The organism is Bacteroides mediterraneensis, from assembly GCF_025993685.1.
Lineage (GTDB): Bacteria > Bacteroidota > Bacteroidia > Bacteroidales > Bacteroidaceae > Phocaeicola > Phocaeicola mediterraneensis_A.
Window position 1 is genome coordinate 2,079,774 of the sequence record NZ_DAJPEN010000001.1, and the last position, 15,460, is coordinate 2,095,233.

The following is a 15,460-nucleotide window of genomic DNA, read 5'->3' on the forward strand; positions in this document are numbered from 1 at the left end:
AACATGGAACAGATAAATTTTCAACAGACAATCGCACGGCTCAAAGATACGGGCTTCTCCCCTATCCCGAATGTCGTACAGGTATCAGTTCCGGAGGCGAAGAAGGTTCTATGGGCCGGCATCAGGTATTTCACTGGGAATAACGCCCAATGGCTGCCGGAGTACGAGGAGGTGGCAGGCTGGCTGGCCGGCAATGAAGGCCGCGGCCTTCTGTGTTTCGGCAACTGTGGAAGAGGAAAGACCCTTATCTGCGGAAAGATTCTTCCTTTGGTTCTTAACCATTACTGCCGCAAGGTGGTAAGCTGCTACGATGCACAGCAGATGAATGCAGATTTAGACGCCGTGAAGCAAAAACACATCATCTACGTGGACGATATAGGGACAGAGAATTTAAGCGTGAAATACGGAGAAAAAAGGCTTGCTTTCGCTGAGCTGGCGGACGAGGCAGAGAAAAAGGGAAAACTCCTCATTCTTACTACCAACCTCACGATAGACGAGCTTAGAGAGAAATATGGAGAAAGAACCATTGACCGGCTGAGGGCTATAACGAAAACCGTCCTCTTCAGCGGTGAAAGCCTGAGAAAATGAAAATCACAATCTGCTGGGTAACTCGGGACTGGAACCTGATCAGGAGGCTACGCGAGAAATACCGTCTACCACAATACATGAACGTAAACAGGCTTACCGAAGCGGAAGTAGACGAAGAGACCCTTGACAATCTCCGTAAGGGTGAGCCGAAGTATTTAATCATCAGAAAAGTAGAGAAATGACAAGACAAGAATCAGAAAGAAAACTCAATGAACTGAGACAGAAGTATATTTCCTTGATTTCATCCATGAACTTTGCCAAAGCACAGAAAATCAAGAACAAAATTGAATCCCTTGAAAGAGAGCTGGAGCCACATTCCTTGGGAGAACTTCTTCAGGACTATACCCCAGAGTTCAAGGTAGAAATGCTTCGTAAGATGCACAAGCTGTTCATCTACTCCGATTTGCTTGAAGGGGCAGCACTGGAGTTCCAGTCTGAACTTGAATCAAACGGGATAGACGCCCAAGTGGTTTTTCAGGTAAAGCGCGTATTGAAAGAGCTGAGAAGTATAGTACGGATACCCGATGAAGAGAATAACACCTCTTTGTCTGACAACTTTTCAGGGATGTGTGATGAAGCCGGACTGGTAGTAAGTAACATAATCAACAAATATCTTGCAAAATGATAACAGAAAATGACCCGATGATTCCACGCAAGGTGGATTTGGAGAAGAACCCTTCTGGAACCGAATTGAAAATAGCTCAGCATCGAGAACTGGAGAAACATGGAAAGTATGTGGCTGTACCCGGTGACAAGACACGGACGCGAATCTTCGTCCACAACGGTGAGAACGTGGAAAAGAAGATAGCTGCGTACTTGGAGAGAATCAACAACCGACCTCAAAGATGGAACTGATATGATAAAGTTACTCTATATAGACCTTTTCTGCGGTGCCGGTGGAACCAGTACCGGAGTAGAAAACGCACGCTACGAAGATGAACAGTGCGCTAAAGTGATAGCATGTGTAAACCACGATGCAAACGCCATCGCCAGCCATGCGGCCAACCATCCGGATGCGCTGCACTTCACGGAGGACATCAGAACTCTGGAACTGTCCCCCTTGGTGGCCCATGTGGAACGGATGAAGAAGATTTATCCGGATGCATTGGTTGTTCTGTGGGCTTCGCTGGAATGTACCAATTTCAGCAAGGCAAAAGGAGGAAAGCCGCGCGATGCAGACAGCCGGACGCTGGCCGAACATCTTTTCCGATACATTGAAGCCATAAATCCTGACTATATTCAGATTGAAAATGTGGAAGAATTTATGAGCTGGGGAGACATGGACGAAAAAGGTCATCCTGTAAGCAAAGATAAAGGTCGTTGTTATGAGAAGTGGAAACGAAATGTAAAGAAATACGGATATGACTTTGACTGGAGAATACTGAATGCGGCTAATTATGGAGCATATACTACTCGTAAGAGATTTTTCGGAATTTTTGCTAAGAGTGGTCTTCCTATAGTATTCCCGGATGCTACACACTGTAAGGATGGTAAAACGGATATGATGGGAAGACTTGAAAAGTGGAATCCGGTAAAGGATGTTCTGGACTTTACGGACGAAGGTAAAAGTATATTCGCCAGGAAGAAACCATTGGCAGAGAAGACGCTTGAACGTATTTATGCCGGTCTGATTAAATTTGTGGCCGGAGGTAAGGAGGCATTCTTAGTGAAGTACAACTCTATGAATCGGAAAGGTAAATACCAGGCACCAAGCGTTGACGAGCCATGCCCGGTTGTGGCAACACAAGGACGGCTTGCATTGGCCAAGGTGAACTTTCTTTCAAAGCAATTCAGCGGACAGCCGGATAGTAAGAACATATCTGTGGAAGGACCTGCCGGAACTATCACCTGTAAAGACCACCACGCTTTCGTGTCGGCCTACTACGGAAACGGCCACAACCATTCGGTAGAACTTCCAGCCCCGACGATTACGACTAAAGACAGGTTGGCATTGGTAAATTCTGTTTTCATAGATAACCAGTACGGTACCGGGAAACCGACATCCATTGAGCAACCGGTTGGTACAGTAACCACGGTGCCTAAGTTCAATATGGTAAGCTGCAAGCCGTGGATAATGAACACAGCTTTCTCGAATATTGGAAGCAGCATAGAGCAGCCTTCGCAAGTAATCACAGCCAACCGCAAATGGCATTACCTTATGAATCCGCAATTTGCCAGTGCAGGAGGCTCAGTGAACAACCCATGTTTCACGTTAATAGCCCGCATGGACAAAATGCCGCCTTATCTGGTAGAGGTTGAAGGAGGTATCGGTATACAGGTCACACCTGATGACAGTCCTATGACCGTCAAAATTAAGGAGTTCATGGCTTTGTATGGCATCATTGACATAAAAATGCGTATGCTTCGGATAGCAGAACTCAAGAAGATAATGGGTTTCCCTGAAGACTATGTATTGATTGGTCCCCAGTCAGACCAGAAGAAGTTTATCGGCAACGCAGTAGAGGTGAACATGGCACGCGTGCTTTGTGAGGCCATCTGTAAGGAGATTATAAGAAAAAGAAAAGTTGCATAAAATGGTTAGTGAGGTACATAACATGGACTGTATGGAATACATGCGGAACATACCAGATAAGTTCTTTGAGCTGGCAGTGGTCGACCCTCCATACGGAATAAATGCCCCGAACATGTCGATGGGTAGCAACATGAACCGTAGGCATGGAGGATACAATGGTGAAAGTATAGCTCAAAGACTGAAAAGGAAACGCTTTAACCAAGGAGCCGGAAAACTTAAGAACCGAGCATTGAATACAATGCAATGCGATTGGGATTATCATCCTCCCTCAAAAGAGTATTTCGAGGAACTGTTCAGGGTAAGCCATAATCAAGTGATATGGGGAGGCAACTATTTTCCTCTACCACCTACACGTGGGATATTGTGCTGGGATAAAATGCAGCCTTGGAAGAATTTTTCCCAGTTTGAGCTTGCTTGGACTTCTTTTGATTGTCCGGCATCTATCATTCATTTATCAAATACAGGCGGAAACAATAAAGAATCAAAAATCCATCCTACCCAGAAACCTATCAAACTCTATCAATGGATTCTTGAAAAATTTGCTAAAACAGGTAACAAAATACTGGACACGCACCTCGGAAGTGGAAGTTCCAGAATAGCAGCTTATCGGATGGGGTTCGATTTCTATGGTACCGAAATAGATAAGGAATATTTCGATGAACAAGAGAAAAGATTTCGGAGAGAATGCTTTGGAGAGATTAAAACGTCTGAAGGAATTATTGTACAACAAAATCTATTTTAAGTCATGGGAAAGCTAAAAGTCTATTATGGATGGGCCAGAATAGGCAATGTCCGTAAGAAGCGTGCTTTGTCTGTCATGTTCGAGAACGAAATGCTGGGATGCAGAAGTGAGAGAGGACAAAGGTGCCTGAGAACAATTCAAGACACCGTATTTGAAAGGTACCAGACTGATGAAGAAATGGCTGATGGGAAATGTCAGAACCGGATATTCACAGAATACAGCTTGTTCCTCGACGAGAAACCTATCAATGGCAGCCTTGAAAGATGCTTGCTTATCAACAGCGAATCGGACAAGAATCATGTATCAAAGGCTATTCGTGAAAAGATTGCGGAAGTTTTACGGAAGGCTTTCATGTTTGACAATCCGGGTTATAAAGAACCGAGTAGCCAACTTGAACTAAAATTTGAATAATCAATGAAAACTAAATTGTATTACCTGTTCCTTGCAGTGATGTATATCCTGCTTGGATAGGTGGAAAGGAGAAGCTATGAAACAAGTAAAAGTGAAAATTGAAACAACTGTTGAAACCATGTTAGGTGATAAGCCTGTAAATGAATTTCTTGGTGATGTTGCAGATATATGTCATACATCATTGGAGTATTCAACATCAAAACATGAAGGGTGTGAGACGCTCTATGAGGACCAAGAATATGAAGATTACAGAAATGACATGGAGGACAGGGTGTCTGTTCTTGAAGGTGCTCTTTGTCGGATATTGGATTTATTGGAGGACTAAAGCATGAAAGCTAAACTAAAAGTATCATGGGATTTTGATAAAACTGAAATAGAAAAGGGTACAGAAGTAACCATCATCAAAGGTATGGAGACAGATGCTGAAGGCGTTCTTAATGCACCATACGGTATGTGTTATCTTTGTGAATTAGATGGTGTTATGTCTTACGTTCCTGCTATATATCTTACCATTACTGATTGGGAAAATACGGATTGGGAACAGCGCAGATACGAAATAGCAAAGGAAGCTATGCTTCACATGATAGACCCTAAAATGTTAACTCAAAAGTACGGTCTTATGGCTGTAAATGCTGTTGAGTTTGCTGATTCTTTGATTGCTGAACTAAAGAAAACAAAAAAATGAAAGCAATATCCATCAAACAGCCGTGGGCGAACTTAATCGCTCACGGTATCAAAGACATCGAGAACAGGACTTGGAAGTGCCCTCAGAAGTACATCGGTCAAAGGGTGCTGATACATGCAAGTAAAAAGTCTGCTGACTTTTGGGATAGTTCGTCGGAAATATCAGAGATAGTAAATAAATTCCTTTCTGAAATATCAAAATCCGGAACGGATTGGAGTCGTTATCCTTTTGGTGCCATCATCGGCAGCATGGTTATATCCGATTGTGTACAGAACCATCCGTCTGTCTGGGCTGAGAAAGGTTGCTGGAACTGGGTGCTGAAGGATGCAGTTCTGTTTGACAAGCCGATTATGAATGTGAAAGGGAAACTTAGTTTTTGGGAGTATTCTTATCTCCAAATATTGCATACAATGCCATCAATAGAGTAATTCCTAATAATGCAAAAGCTGTTCCCATCATAATTTGGGAAATAGAAAATTCATGAGATTTATCTGTTAATGTTAATGTGATTTCTATTAATGTTGAAATGTTACATAACGAAAAAATACAAAAATACCACTTATAATTATTTTCCATCAGAAAAGAACAAATTCCTTTACTCCCTTTAAACATGGAGAAAATACCAAATAAAATAATGATAGTAAAATAAAATGATGTAGTGTAAATGATAGAAAGTGAACATGGAATTACAAGTTGTTGATACCATAAATATGTATTAAACTCTTCTATTCCGGCAAAACATAGCAGATATATAGTTAAAGCATTTGCAATGATAGTTACTAATATTGCTTTCTCATTTTCTTTTAAAGAAGACAAAAATTGTGCAATTGATTCCATTTGAATATGTTATTAATCCCTCAAAATTATATAAAAATGAAATATATAACAAATTCTATTGATACCATTATCTGTATCTTATAGAGTTTATCGGGTATTTTATTTTAATAGAGATACCAATAATGATGCAATGGCTATAAGAGTATTAAAAATTAGAAGCCATTTCTCGAAATTGCCTCCTTTACGTTGCTCTTCACGGTATTTTTGTTGAGCAAGGATTTCCTTCTGATGCAACTCACGATATTTCTGTTGGGCGAGGATTTCTGATTTCTGAATTTGAAGAAAGTTGTATTGCTCTTCCATGAGGGTACGTCTTTTCTTCTCATCCTGAGTTTTCATGTAATCAGAATTTCCTGATAATCCAGAACCTATTTCAAAACCAAAATCATTCATATATAATCAAATCTTTATTATGGGCATACAATATGTGTGCCAGAGAACCGATGTCAAAATGTCATAAACATATAAAATTATGAATTTAAACAAATTGAGAGATAAAGCCTACCAGTGCGCAGTAGCCCACGGTTGGCACGAAGAAAACCTGAGTGATGAACATTTCCTCTGTCTGGTCATATCCGAGCTGATGGAAGCGGTAGAAGCAGATAGGAAAGGAAAACATGCGAAAGTTGCAATGTTCAAAGAATGGCAAGGGAATAGTATTCCATTAACCGAAGAAACCAGGATAAGTAGATTCGTGGAAGAATTTGAGGCATTTATCAAAGGAACTGTCGAGGAAGAACTTTCCGACGCTTGCATCCGTTTGCTGGATTTGGCCGGACTGAGAGGAATAAGCCTGGCAAGTGTACCATTTCCTTTTCATCATAGAAAAGAGTATAAGGAGGAAAGGAGTAAATTGACATTCACAGAATGGGTCTATGATGTGATTCGCCCAATAGTAAGATACAATAAGGATAACTATCCGATAGGCTATCTGTTTATAGGTGTTTTGCAAGAACTGTTCTGTAAGGCTGAAATTATGGGATTTGATTTACTTTGGCACATCGAGCAGAAGATGAAGTACAATGAACTTCGTCCGTACAAACACGGAGATAAAAGCTACTGACCATGAAACACGTATTCTACGCCTTAATCATTCTGCAAGCCCTGTATGAGCTTGCGAAGTTGTTTAGATGTAAATCCCTGTACCGACATGTGAAAGTATTCCAGAAGCTGGATAAGACATCAAAAAGATGGTATCTGATGGCGCATCCGTGGCTTCATGTTGCATTGTTCATGGATACCCTCGGGCTTTTGCTTTTGGGTATAGGATTGTTTTCAAGCCAGTGGGTATGTTTACATATTCCGGAGCATACCCGTTCACTTTCCGGCAGCCTATAAAGCATAAAAATAGCCTTTAAAAGCACAATTTTATATCCGTTCATCCCCTAAAAGGATGAAAAGATGGATAACCAGACATTAAAATCTCAATTTTTCCGGAGCATATCCGTTCACCTCCGAGAATTGCACGTTTTAGCACCCTTTTTCCGGAGCATACCCGTTCACTTTAGACGTATGCTTTCAGATTTTCCGGAGTATATCCGTTCAGCCGTGCATGGAATTGTGAGCGTATATCTTCGTTTCCGGAGCATATCCGTTCATTCTTTCCCCGGTTTCAGTTTCCTTTGTGCTGGTAAGCTAACAAGAAACAGCACAGTCATGGCAGGAACAACAAAGGATATGAGTCTGATAAAACAAGTACTCCAGCTCAAGCAGGCCGGAGAATCCAACCGCGGTGTAAGCCGCAAGTTACCGATTGACAAGGAAACCGTCAACGGTTATGTGAATACAGTAAAAGCCAACGGATGGAACATCAGCGACCTCCTTGAGATTGACGATCCCGAGTTGGAAAGGATGTTCCATGCCGGTTCACCGGCATATACGGACAGTAGAATGGAAGAGTTCCTGATCCTGCTCCCCAGATACAGGGAACTGCTGACGGATCCCAAATCCCATGTAAGCCGTCAGGTCCTGTTCGATGAATACCGTGCGACTCATCCCGACGGTTACGGAAAATCACAGTTCTATTACCATCTGAAGCAGAATCTCGTTGCGAAGAAGGATGTTACGGCCGTACTTGCCAACACCTACAAACCGGGTGAAAAGCTCATGGTGGACTTTGCCGGTGACAAGCTCAGCTATGTGGATGCCGAAACCGGAGAAATTATCAAGGTGGAGGTGTTTGTCGCCTGCATGCCTTACAGCGAATATACCTATGTGATATGTGTACCTTCGCAGAAGACGGAGGACTTCCTGTATGCCATAAGAATGTGCCTGGAACATCTGGGCGGTGTTCCTCCCATACTGACTCCTGACAATCTCAAATCGGCTGTAATCAGCAATGACCGGCATGAGCCGAAGCTGAACAAGGCTCTTGAGGACATGGGCAACTACTACCATTTTGTAGTGCTGCCATGCGACCCGGCATCGCCGACACAGAAGGCTCTGGTAGAGGACTCCGTAAGGATTACATACAACCGTATCTATGCCAGATTGCGTAACCGTACCTTCCATTCACTCCTGGAACTGAACCGTGCCGTATGGAAGCTGATGGAAAGGCACAACCAGACCCGTATGCAGAAGCGTCCCTACAGCCGTGAGGAGCGTTTTCATGCCATGGAGAAGGAGCTGCTGAAACCCTTGAAACCGGGACCCTATGAGATGCGCCTGTATGCCGATCTGAAAGTACAGGCAAACTGCCATGTGGAGCTGAGACAGGACAAGGTGACCCATTTTTACTCCGTCCCCTATATCCATGTGGGAAAACAGGCAAGAATAGTCTTTACGCGTTCATGGGTCAAGGTCTATGTGGAGCAGAAACTGGTGGCCTCACATATCCGCAGCCATACATACGGCTATACCACAGTCAGGGAACATCTCGCATCCAGCTGCAGGGTGATTATGGAGCGTTCGGCAGCCTATTATGTGGAGAAAGCAAAAGATATATCACCTGACTGCCATGAATATGTAAAAAGAATCTTTGACCCCAAACGTACCACACAGCCTGAAGAGGTGTATTACAAGCTGTGCAACTCCATAGTCAGCCTCAGAAGGAAGTATGACCTTGCCACGTTTGACCTTACCTGCCGTCAGTGCATGGAGTACGGTATTTACTCCTACAGCAAGTTTGAAGCCATACTCAGACGTAACGGCATGAATGCATCCGCAGACGAGACGGTAATCTTCCATGCGCCTACACCGTCAAACCACGGGAACATGCGTGGAAAAGACTATTTTACAGGAAATGACATAAACCAACAACAATAAATGATTATGAGCAACGAAACAGAAAGAACACTGCACGAGCTGAAGCTTCCGGGAATGGCAAGCTGCTGGAGCTCCCTGGAAGAAACACATCAGTTGGACAAGCTTACCCTGCGTGAAGGCATGCAGATCATGCTCCAGTACGAACGTGACACAAGAGGGAACAACCGCATCCAGCGTCTTATAAAGAATGCCGGCTTCCGTCTGAGAGCCTCGATGGAAGAACTTGAAACGGACACGGCAAGGGGAATACAGGCCTGCTCTGCAGCCGACCTTGCAACCGGAAATTACATCACGGGCGGAATGACGGTCATCATTACCGGACCGGCAGGAACCGGAAAGTCCTACTTCGCCTGCGCCTTGGGTGACAGGGCATGCAGGAACGGCCGGAAGGTACTGTACTTCACGATGAACATGCTCATCGAAAACCTGAAGCTTGCACATCTGGAAGGACGGGAGACGAACTTCTTCCGCAAACTGAACGCACATGACCTGCTGATTATCGATGACTTTGGGATGGTCAAGTTGGACGGCCAGATACAGCATGACTTTGAACAGATCATAGATGACCGGTACAACCGGAAAGCACTCATCCTGGCCAGCCAGCTTCCCGTCGCAGACTGGTATGATGTGTTCCAAAGCGAGCTCATTGCGGAAGCCTGTCTGGACAGAATCGTGCATAAGGCAATAAAATTTGACCTTAAAGGAGAGAGCCTAAGAAAGAAGTATTAACTTTGCCAACAATACTGAATACTAACTGGGGACTGAACGGATATCACCGGAAATGCTGAACGGGTATCCGCCGGAATATGCAGGTATGTTTCCTCGTTGTCTTGGCCATGAGTTTCAGCCGGATTCAAAAATTGGGAGCATGGGCGATATTCCTGGATAGTCTGGTTACAATCATCATCTACACTTTCTCCATCCTGAACGCATACCACTTGGCATAAAACAAAAAAGGGAGCCAGCCCACACGATTAGAAGCCAACTCCCACACACGATTATGATGCAAATATACTAATTCATTCTAAAACTATCGAGCTATGACAAAAGAATTTTCATCAATCGTGGAGTTGAAATCAATACGTGAACAAAAATCAAGATTATCGGAGCGTGAGCAGGAACTATCCTCCCCCATCCTGACCGATTTTTCTCTCATCCCTGAGATTTATGACTGGTTCAAGGAACTGTTGGCCGGGATGGACTGTCCGCCCAATCCTGAGAGCGTCACCCAGCGGAAGAAGTTCCTCTTTATCATCTTGTTCCTGTTCGCTCCCAGCGTGCTGGCCGGCGGACGGCTGCCGAACGGTATCCGGGCAGAAATTTCCGGCGTGTTCCCGGATGTGTCCCCGTGTGTAATTTCAAACAATATCGCCGATGTTTCCTTTATCTACCAGCAGTATAAGGATTTCAGGCAGGATATAGAGTATCTTTACAATCAGATTTTAGAAAGGTTGAAGGTCAAAGGACTAATCAAGTAGTTGTCATTTTAGTGAAAAGCCGGAGCTTTATGCCTCCGGCTTCATGTTTAAACATTTTGAATAAATGTAATTCTTGAAGTCTAATCTTAGTTCGTGAACAAGAGGAGAGATTTCCTCGTATTTATCTATTAGTTTTGATAATTTATCTCGGGTGTTATCTTCAAGTTCCTTTAAACTACTTTCGCTTAACTCCGGATTGGAATTTTGCTTCTTTAATTTGAATAAAATAATTTGTTTTTTAATATGGAGATTATAAATATACCCAGATATTTTATGAATGTTGTCAATAATTGATTTATCGTCTATAAACAATTCTAATAACGCTTCGCTGGATTGTTCTTCTTGGTATAAATCATCCATTTTCTTGATATATCTATCAATATCATCGTTGTCATCTAAGGTTGGAAGCCGCATGATATGAGAAAGCCATTGGTATAATTTTTCGTTGGAATTTATTATTGCATTCCTTTCAGTAGAATATATTTCAGATTTTACATTAGTAAGTAGAGATAATTGACTTTTAAGAACTTCTGTCTGATTGATGAATTTTGTTTCGATGTCCTTTATTTTATTTGTAATTCCACTTATTGCTTGTTTCTCTATTAATTTCTTTATCCATTCAGAACATAGGATGATAATTAGCTGTATCAGAATAAACAAAAGAATAATTTTCCAAAGTGGATATTGTGATTCAATCAATGTTTTAGTTATTTCTCCTTCCATAATTATTATTCATTTTCATTAAATACAAATGCTCCCTTTTTATATTCATTACTCATATCTCTATTTTCATCTTTAGAAAAAGCATAATCATCTTGAAATTTTGAAACATATAATTCTTTCTCTCTATCTGTTGCCAATAATTCAACTCGAAGATTATTGAATATTGCATATTTTTCAATTAGAGGTTTAAACTTTTCTCTGCCATTACTTGATAGGCAATTGTAAAATAACATAATAAGTTCATATTGTGATAGACTAGCTCTCATAATGCATGCATAATCATATTTTTTATTTTTGTCATTTGTAAAAATTGGAGCTTCGTCAATAAATTTAAATACTCGATATAGGTGTCTAAAATAATGGTCTAAGATCCCAATATCTTTATCTTCTTCATATGAAATTATTCCTTTTTCTTTAATATCATCTTTGATTCCCCACAAAGGAGTGTCTTTTTCTTCATATAAAGCTTTGAATATTTGTCTGCCTGATATTTTTACTTTATTCAATAAATTACTATTGTCATAAGCCAAGAATTGCAAGTTATTAGTTATATCTTCTTGGATTTGAATAAGCTGAAATAAGTTACTTTCAAATCGTTCTAATGCAATATCTTTTCTTTGCTGCTCATTAGCTTTAAATTGTACCCAAAAAGCAAGAAAAGTAAGTATAGCCGCTGCTATCGCGACGAATGGTCCCATTGTTCCTCCAATAGTATCACCGATGGTACCAGTTTCTTTATAGAAATAATAACGTTCAGATTCTGTAAAATATGTAGGTAGGTAACATATTCCACCGATGATTATTAGAAAACCCACTAAGTATATCCAAAAATCTTTGGTAAAAGTTTTGTTTTTCATATACTATTTGATTTTTTATTTAGGTAATTGATAAAAGCACTACAAGACACAAGCATGAATAATGCTTCTTCTGCCTGAGGAGCATTGGTATCATCCATCAGTGCATGACGAATACCTGTAGTTTTGTCATTGGTGTATCCATAAAGACATTCAAACGCTTTCCTCAAAACGGTAGGGACAACGACTCCTTTTTCCTCCATCTTTTTAAAGTTAAGTACATTTTCCCCAGTTATATTTCGGGAGATAGCTTCAACTGCAGATATGGATTCCTTTATGGAATTTCTATAATCAGCCACTGGCTTTTTAGAATACAATTCCAACGCATTATTTAAATGTATCTTGATATTATCCTTACTTGTACTTAATGCAGTTTCTATTTCTTTAATTTCTTCTTCTGATGTGATTTCTACAATTTCCTTGTTTACAATCCTATATGCAAAATTTAAACGTCTAAAATTACGGTTCAATTCGCCAACAAAAATATCGGATGAAATAGAAATTCCTGAATCTTTTTTACCATTAAAATATAGGTATTTAATACAAATTTCAATAAGGTCTAGTTTTTTAAACCATTCATTTCGTTCGTTTTTTATGTATTTAGATATTATATCAATGTAAATAGTCCACTCAGATTTACGCATATTTAGGAAATTTGTCCAAATATATTCATCTAAGTTGAGATATATAAAAAGACAATCAACGCTATTTAGTCTTTCTTTTAAAATATCATAACATGTTAGAATCGCATTTTTTATCTCCGGTGTAATTCTTTCCCTAATAATTACATCTGATGGTTTGGTGTAACCATATCTTTCAGAAAATAGTGCCATAGTTTATTCTCCTTTCTCAATTTTTATTTTTATTTTCTTTCCACAATGAGGGCATGTTATAAAACTATTGTCTTCCCTTTCTTCATTAAACAAATCGACAACATTAACTCCTAGAGCCTTAGCTATATCTCTCAATTTCCCGATAGTAGGATTGCCGGAAACGGCTGCATATAACGCCTGGTAAGTAACTCCCATCTTCTTTGCTAAATCCTGCATGGTTATTCCCTGCTCCTTACAGATTTCTTGTACTCGTAGCATATTATTCAAATTATAGTTTGATGCAAATATAGAAACATTTTTCAAATTATAGGTAGATATATCAAAGAATAATATCAAAAAATAATTTGAAAAATTTCTTCTAAAAGTTTTGTTTATTCAAAATAAAGTTTGATATTTGCAATCAGAAAATCAAAATATAATTTGAATAACAATTTAAACACATACGATTATGAATACTATTAGCAGTGAATACATTAAAGAAATCAAGGCTCAAATCAGAATTATCAATGAATCTCTCAAAAGAGTGCAAGAAGCTGAAAAGGTTCAAGAAACAACAGTTAATGCACGTGAGTATGAGAAAGCTAAGAATGAAGCTATAGATGCAAGTGCAGATGTGATGATGGCGTTAGAAGAAGCCGTAAGACTTGCATCAGGTATGGGGTGCGCTACTGGTCTGTATGACATAAACAAGTACCACAAAATTGTAGAACTTGATTTTAGAGAATCACACAAGTAAGTTTAACCAGCAGGGCTTATGCCCTGCATAATCCCACACACGATTATGAATACATATTACAAATTTTGTCCGAACGTATTTCTTGCAAAATGTGATGAAAAGCATGAAAAAGGTGATGCCATTCTTGTAACCACCAAATACGGCAAAGAAAATGAAAGTATAGTGTTTAATCTGATATTTGAACGTGATGGCTTCTACTATTATTCGATCGTTCGTGCTGATGGCTTTAACGTTCAAGAATGGGCAAAGCGAAAAGCAGAACGCCGATTGGATTGGGCCGCCATTGCAGAACGAAAGAGTGAAGAATACTTCAAAGCATCAAACAAAGACAGTGATTTTCTCTCGCTAGGTGAACCTATTAAAATCGGCCATCATAGCGAAAGACGACACAGAAAAGCCATTGAAGATGCCTGGAATAATATGGGAAAGAGCGTAGAGTTTGACGAGAAAGTCAAAGAACATGAAAGAATAGCCAAGTATTGGGCAAACAAGGCTGACACCATAAATCTTTCAATGCCTGAAAGCGTGGACTATTATGAGCATAAGTTAGCAGCAGCTAAAGAGTATCATGAGGGGCTGAAATCCGGCAAATATCCACGTGAGCACTCATACTCTTTGACGTATGCAAAGAAAGCGGTAAACGAAGCTCAAAAGAATTTTGATTTGGCAAAGAAACTTTGGTTATAAACCCGGTAGCCTTCGGGCTACCACTATTTAAGATGGTTATGAAAAGAGAAAAGTTAACGGTTAAAGCATCAGATGTAAGAAGCATAAAAATGAGCGTAAATCCGCCCAAAGTGGTTGTGGATGCAGGTTATAGAGTGATTCATGATGGTGAAATAAAATGCTGGGTAGGTATAGGCTGGTTGACCGAAGGCAGAGCGTCAAAGAGTGACTACTATAAAATACCAGAAGTTGTAAACGGATAATTTAGGATAGATATGAAATCAATAAACGTAAATGGTTGCAGTATATGTCAACCCGGTAGCGAGAACTATTGCACTTATACTACCAAATTAAGAGGTAAAAGAGTAAAAATGTATCAGTACGATTACAAAACAGATTCAGGTGAGTTGTTTTCTTGCTGTGCCCCAACACTGGAAAAGTGTAGGGAAAAACGTGATGCATGGCTAAAAAGCAAACATTTAGCATAATGTTTCGTATGCGTTGAATTGTTCTTCAAAATTGTCTTCATAATGGGGTATCTTTGTATAGATACCATCGCGGGTTAGAGCAGTGGGCAGCTCGTCACTTTGACTTGGTGAAGGCCGGTGGTTCGAATCCATCACCCGCAACTAACATTTAAAAGTTACACGATTATGGAAATACTTACGCTTATCATCAAACAGAAGTTCTTTGACGAAATCTTGTCGGGCAAGAAAACACAAGAATTCAGAGAAATCAGACCTACAACCCAGAAGAAATACTGCCAGCTTGACGCTGACGGGTATTGTGTCGAGAAAGACGGTGTTTTGCAGCCTAAGCGTTACGATGCAATCCAGTTCTTTGTAGGCTACAATAAAGACAGGGCCAGCGCACTGGTAGAAGTCAAAGGTGCAAAGATAGAACTGTTTGAAGATGAGAATCACAATCTTATAGAATACACCTATCAAGGTGAGATATACCTGGCCGCACAGGTCGTTTATGACCTTGGCCGAGTGATGGAAAAGCATGTTTAACCCTTTAAAACTTGTTGTTGAGTCAGAACAAACAGAAGTACATTTTCAACGAGCAACTACCGTGGGGGCCGTACTGGATTGACAGACCCGAATACAG

At 40.5% G+C, this 15,460-nt stretch carries 26 protein-coding genes and 1 tRNA gene; 21 read left to right on the forward strand and 6 right to left on the reverse strand.

Annotation, left to right across the window (positions count from 1 at the left end):
* Positions 1–3 precede the first annotated feature (3 nt).
* The 10 genes from OIM59_RS08855 to OIM59_RS08900 all read left to right on the forward strand — a co-directional run bounded on the left by OIM59_RS08855 (position 4) and on the right by OIM59_RS08900 (position 5,387).
* Entirely contained in the window at positions 4–588 is a 585-nt protein-coding gene (locus OIM59_RS08855; protein WP_303896238.1) for a hypothetical protein, read from the forward strand.
* On the forward strand, positions 585–770 hold the full coding sequence (locus OIM59_RS08860) for a hypothetical protein (protein WP_072542824.1): 186 nt from the start codon (positions 585–587) through the stop codon (positions 768–770). The genes OIM59_RS08855 and OIM59_RS08860 overlap by 4 nt, the downstream gene beginning before the upstream one ends.
* Positions 767–1,213 carry a hypothetical protein gene (locus OIM59_RS08865; RefSeq protein ID WP_303896240.1) on the forward strand — a complete coding sequence of 149 codons (447 nt, stop codon included), beginning with the start codon at positions 767–769 and terminating at the stop codon, positions 1,211–1,213. Before OIM59_RS08860 ends, OIM59_RS08865 begins: the two co-directional genes overlap by 4 nt.
* Complete coding sequence (locus tag OIM59_RS08870; protein ID WP_303896242.1) at positions 1,210–1,443, forward strand: hypothetical protein; 234 nt, start codon at positions 1,210–1,212, stop codon at positions 1,441–1,443. The genes OIM59_RS08865 and OIM59_RS08870 overlap by 4 nt, the downstream gene beginning before the upstream one ends.
* A gap of 1 nt (position 1,444) precedes the next feature.
* A complete protein-coding gene (locus OIM59_RS08875) occupies positions 1,445–3,121 on the forward strand; it encodes a DNA cytosine methyltransferase (protein ID WP_303896243.1) in 1,677 nt (558 codons plus the stop codon).
* 31 nt (positions 3,122–3,152) lie between these two features.
* On the forward strand, positions 3,153–3,863 hold the full coding sequence (locus OIM59_RS08880; protein WP_303896244.1) for a DNA methyltransferase: 711 nt from the start codon (positions 3,153–3,155) through the stop codon (positions 3,861–3,863).
* Between the two features lie 3 nt (positions 3,864–3,866).
* Entirely contained in the window at positions 3,867–4,274 is a 408-nt protein-coding gene (locus OIM59_RS08885; RefSeq protein ID WP_303896246.1) for a hypothetical protein, read from the forward strand.
* Positions 4,275–4,350: 76 nt separating this feature from the next.
* Positions 4,351–4,599 (forward strand): hypothetical protein, encoded by a 249-nt coding sequence (locus tag OIM59_RS08890; protein ID WP_147350741.1) that lies wholly within the window; start codon positions 4,351–4,353, stop codon positions 4,597–4,599.
* Positions 4,600–4,602: 3 nt separating this feature from the next.
* The gene (locus OIM59_RS08895) at positions 4,603–4,959 is read left to right on the forward strand and encodes a hypothetical protein (RefSeq protein WP_303896248.1); all 357 of its coding nucleotides are present in this window, start codon (positions 4,603–4,605) and stop codon (positions 4,957–4,959) included.
* Positions 4,956–5,387, forward strand: a complete 432-nt coding sequence (locus OIM59_RS08900) for an ASCH domain-containing protein (protein ID WP_303896251.1) — start codon at positions 4,956–4,958, stop codon at positions 5,385–5,387. The genes OIM59_RS08895 and OIM59_RS08900 overlap by 4 nt, the downstream gene beginning before the upstream one ends.
* On the opposite strand, the gene OIM59_RS08905 is transcribed toward OIM59_RS08900, so the two are convergent.
* Together OIM59_RS08905 and OIM59_RS08910 are read right to left on the reverse strand one after the other, a co-directional pair.
* Positions 5,329–5,796 carry a hypothetical protein gene (locus OIM59_RS08905; RefSeq protein WP_303896252.1) on the reverse strand — a complete coding sequence of 156 codons (468 nt, stop codon included), beginning with the start codon at positions 5,794–5,796 and terminating at the stop codon, positions 5,329–5,331. The two genes, OIM59_RS08900 and OIM59_RS08905, sit on opposite strands and share 59 nt — an antisense overlap.
* A gap of 99 nt (positions 5,797–5,895) precedes the next feature.
* Positions 5,896–6,189, reverse strand: coding sequence for a hypothetical protein (locus OIM59_RS08910; RefSeq protein WP_303896254.1), 294 nt, complete (start codon positions 6,187–6,189; stop codon positions 5,896–5,898).
* A 79-nt stretch (positions 6,190–6,268) separates the two neighbouring features.
* Between OIM59_RS08910 and OIM59_RS08915 the strand changes: the two genes are divergently transcribed.
* The 5 genes from OIM59_RS08915 to OIM59_RS08935 all read left to right on the forward strand — a co-directional run bounded on the left by OIM59_RS08915 (position 6,269) and on the right by OIM59_RS08935 (position 10,538).
* A complete protein-coding gene (locus OIM59_RS08915) occupies positions 6,269–6,859 on the forward strand; it encodes a hypothetical protein (protein WP_303896256.1) in 591 nt (196 codons plus the stop codon).
* 2 nt (positions 6,860–6,861) lie between these two features.
* A complete protein-coding gene (locus OIM59_RS08920) occupies positions 6,862–7,134 on the forward strand; it encodes a hypothetical protein (protein WP_303896258.1) in 273 nt (90 codons plus the stop codon).
* 318 nt (positions 7,135–7,452) lie between these two features.
* Positions 7,453–9,060: an IS21 family transposase gene (istA, locus tag OIM59_RS08925; protein ID WP_299167691.1), complete on the forward strand. Its 1,608-nt coding sequence runs from the start codon at positions 7,453–7,455 to the stop codon at positions 9,058–9,060.
* 6 nt (positions 9,061–9,066) lie between these two features.
* Complete coding sequence (gene istB / locus OIM59_RS08930; protein WP_225982541.1) at positions 9,067–9,789, forward strand: IS21-like element helper ATPase IstB; 723 nt, start codon at positions 9,067–9,069, stop codon at positions 9,787–9,789.
* A gap of 311 nt (positions 9,790–10,100) precedes the next feature.
* A complete protein-coding gene (locus tag OIM59_RS08935) occupies positions 10,101–10,538 on the forward strand; it encodes a hypothetical protein (protein WP_303896262.1) in 438 nt (145 codons plus the stop codon).
* Between the two features lie 27 nt (positions 10,539–10,565).
* On the opposite strand, the gene OIM59_RS08940 is transcribed toward OIM59_RS08935, so the two are convergent.
* From OIM59_RS08940 to OIM59_RS08955, 4 genes are read right to left on the reverse strand one after another with little or no spacing between them, the layout of a single operon-like run.
* A complete protein-coding gene (locus tag OIM59_RS08940; protein WP_303896264.1) occupies positions 10,566–11,261 on the reverse strand; it encodes a hypothetical protein in 696 nt (231 codons plus the stop codon).
* 5 nt (positions 11,262–11,266) lie between these two features.
* Entirely contained in the window at positions 11,267–12,118 is an 852-nt protein-coding gene (locus OIM59_RS08945; protein WP_303896266.1) for a putative phage abortive infection protein, read from the reverse strand.
* Positions 12,115–12,948 (reverse strand): AbiJ-NTD4 domain-containing protein, encoded by an 834-nt coding sequence (locus OIM59_RS08950; protein WP_303896268.1) that lies wholly within the window; start codon positions 12,946–12,948, stop codon positions 12,115–12,117. Before OIM59_RS08950 ends, OIM59_RS08945 begins: the two co-directional genes overlap by 4 nt.
* Positions 12,949–12,951: 3 nt before the next feature.
* The gene (locus OIM59_RS08955) at positions 12,952–13,206 is read right to left on the reverse strand and encodes a helix-turn-helix domain-containing protein (protein WP_303896270.1); all 255 of its coding nucleotides are present in this window, start codon (positions 13,204–13,206) and stop codon (positions 12,952–12,954) included.
* Between the two features lie 190 nt (positions 13,207–13,396).
* Here OIM59_RS08955 and OIM59_RS08960 point away from each other — a divergent pair, with 190 nt between their 5' ends.
* The 6 genes from OIM59_RS08960 to OIM59_RS08985 all read left to right on the forward strand — a co-directional run bounded on the left by OIM59_RS08960 (position 13,397) and on the right by OIM59_RS08985 (position 15,363).
* Entirely contained in the window at positions 13,397–13,684 is a 288-nt protein-coding gene (locus OIM59_RS08960; RefSeq protein WP_303896272.1) for a hypothetical protein, read from the forward strand.
* Positions 13,685–13,729: 45 nt separating this feature from the next.
* Positions 13,730–14,371 carry a DUF3560 domain-containing protein gene (locus tag OIM59_RS08965; RefSeq protein WP_303896274.1) on the forward strand — a complete coding sequence of 214 codons (642 nt, stop codon included), beginning with the start codon at positions 13,730–13,732 and terminating at the stop codon, positions 14,369–14,371.
* Positions 14,372–14,409: 38 nt separating this feature from the next.
* The gene (locus OIM59_RS08970; protein WP_303896277.1) at positions 14,410–14,613 is read left to right on the forward strand and encodes a hypothetical protein; all 204 of its coding nucleotides are present in this window, start codon (positions 14,410–14,412) and stop codon (positions 14,611–14,613) included.
* 12 nt (positions 14,614–14,625) lie between these two features.
* Complete coding sequence (locus OIM59_RS08975) at positions 14,626–14,838, forward strand: DUF3873 family protein (protein ID WP_303896279.1); 213 nt, start codon at positions 14,626–14,628, stop codon at positions 14,836–14,838.
* A gap of 68 nt (positions 14,839–14,906) precedes the next feature.
* Positions 14,907–14,979, forward strand: a tRNA-Val gene (locus tag OIM59_RS08980).
* A gap of 24 nt (positions 14,980–15,003) precedes the next feature.
* Positions 15,004–15,363: an ASCH domain-containing protein gene (locus OIM59_RS08985; RefSeq protein ID WP_303896280.1), complete on the forward strand. Its 360-nt coding sequence runs from the start codon at positions 15,004–15,006 to the stop codon at positions 15,361–15,363.
* The last annotated feature ends 97 nt before the right edge of the window (positions 15,364–15,460 follow it).

Excerpts from the sequence above, each read along its gene's own strand:
- OIM59_RS08870 (WP_303896242.1), top strand. The coding sequence starts at position 1,210 with ATGATAACAGAAAATGACCCGATGATTCCACGCAAGGTGGATTTGGAG.
- OIM59_RS08945 (WP_303896266.1), bottom strand. The coding sequence starts at position 12,118 with ATGAAAAACAAAACTTTTACCAAAGATTTTTGGATATACTTAGTGGGT.
- OIM59_RS08940 (WP_303896264.1), bottom strand. The coding sequence starts at position 11,261 with ATGGAAGGAGAAATAACTAAAACATTGATTGAATCACAATATCCACTT.
- OIM59_RS08970 (WP_303896277.1), top strand. The coding sequence starts at position 14,410 with ATGAAAAGAGAAAAGTTAACGGTTAAAGCATCAGATGTAAGAAGCATA.
- OIM59_RS08975 (WP_303896279.1), top strand. The coding sequence starts at position 14,626 with ATGAAATCAATAAACGTAAATGGTTGCAGTATATGTCAACCCGGTAGC.
- OIM59_RS08935 (WP_303896262.1), top strand. The coding sequence starts at position 10,101 with ATGACAAAAGAATTTTCATCAATCGTGGAGTTGAAATCAATACGTGAA.
- OIM59_RS08865 (WP_303896240.1), top strand. The coding sequence starts at position 767 with ATGACAAGACAAGAATCAGAAAGAAAACTCAATGAACTGAGACAGAAG.
- OIM59_RS08905 (WP_303896252.1), bottom strand. The coding sequence starts at position 5,796 with ATGGAATCAATTGCACAATTTTTGTCTTCTTTAAAAGAAAATGAGAAA.
- OIM59_RS08960 (WP_303896272.1), top strand. The coding sequence starts at position 13,397 with ATGAATACTATTAGCAGTGAATACATTAAAGAAATCAAGGCTCAAATC.
- OIM59_RS08890 (WP_147350741.1), top strand. The coding sequence starts at position 4,351 with ATGAAACAAGTAAAAGTGAAAATTGAAACAACTGTTGAAACCATGTTA.
- OIM59_RS08910 (WP_303896254.1), bottom strand. The coding sequence starts at position 6,189 with ATGAATGATTTTGGTTTTGAAATAGGTTCTGGATTATCAGGAAATTCT.
- OIM59_RS08950 (WP_303896268.1), bottom strand. The coding sequence starts at position 12,948 with ATGGCACTATTTTCTGAAAGATATGGTTACACCAAACCATCAGATGTA.
- OIM59_RS08895 (WP_303896248.1), top strand. The coding sequence starts at position 4,603 with ATGAAAGCTAAACTAAAAGTATCATGGGATTTTGATAAAACTGAAATA.
- OIM59_RS08915 (WP_303896256.1), top strand. The coding sequence starts at position 6,269 with ATGAATTTAAACAAATTGAGAGATAAAGCCTACCAGTGCGCAGTAGCC.
- OIM59_RS08965 (WP_303896274.1), top strand. The coding sequence starts at position 13,730 with ATGAATACATATTACAAATTTTGTCCGAACGTATTTCTTGCAAAATGT.
- istB (WP_225982541.1), top strand. The coding sequence starts at position 9,067 with ATGAGCAACGAAACAGAAAGAACACTGCACGAGCTGAAGCTTCCGGGA.
- OIM59_RS08860 (WP_072542824.1), top strand. The coding sequence starts at position 585 with ATGAAAATCACAATCTGCTGGGTAACTCGGGACTGGAACCTGATCAGG.
- OIM59_RS08900 (WP_303896251.1), top strand. The coding sequence starts at position 4,956 with ATGAAAGCAATATCCATCAAACAGCCGTGGGCGAACTTAATCGCTCAC.
- OIM59_RS08880 (WP_303896244.1), top strand. The coding sequence starts at position 3,153 with ATGGAATACATGCGGAACATACCAGATAAGTTCTTTGAGCTGGCAGTG.
- OIM59_RS08955 (WP_303896270.1), bottom strand. The coding sequence starts at position 13,206 with ATGCTACGAGTACAAGAAATCTGTAAGGAGCAGGGAATAACCATGCAG.
- istA (WP_299167691.1), top strand. The coding sequence starts at position 7,453 with ATGGCAGGAACAACAAAGGATATGAGTCTGATAAAACAAGTACTCCAG.
- OIM59_RS08985 (WP_303896280.1), top strand. The coding sequence starts at position 15,004 with ATGGAAATACTTACGCTTATCATCAAACAGAAGTTCTTTGACGAAATC.
- OIM59_RS08885 (WP_303896246.1), top strand. The coding sequence starts at position 3,867 with ATGGGAAAGCTAAAAGTCTATTATGGATGGGCCAGAATAGGCAATGTC.
- OIM59_RS08875 (WP_303896243.1), top strand. The coding sequence starts at position 1,445 with ATGATAAAGTTACTCTATATAGACCTTTTCTGCGGTGCCGGTGGAACC.
- OIM59_RS08920 (WP_303896258.1), top strand. The coding sequence starts at position 6,862 with ATGAAACACGTATTCTACGCCTTAATCATTCTGCAAGCCCTGTATGAG.
- OIM59_RS08855 (WP_303896238.1), top strand. The coding sequence starts at position 4 with ATGGAACAGATAAATTTTCAACAGACAATCGCACGGCTCAAAGATACG.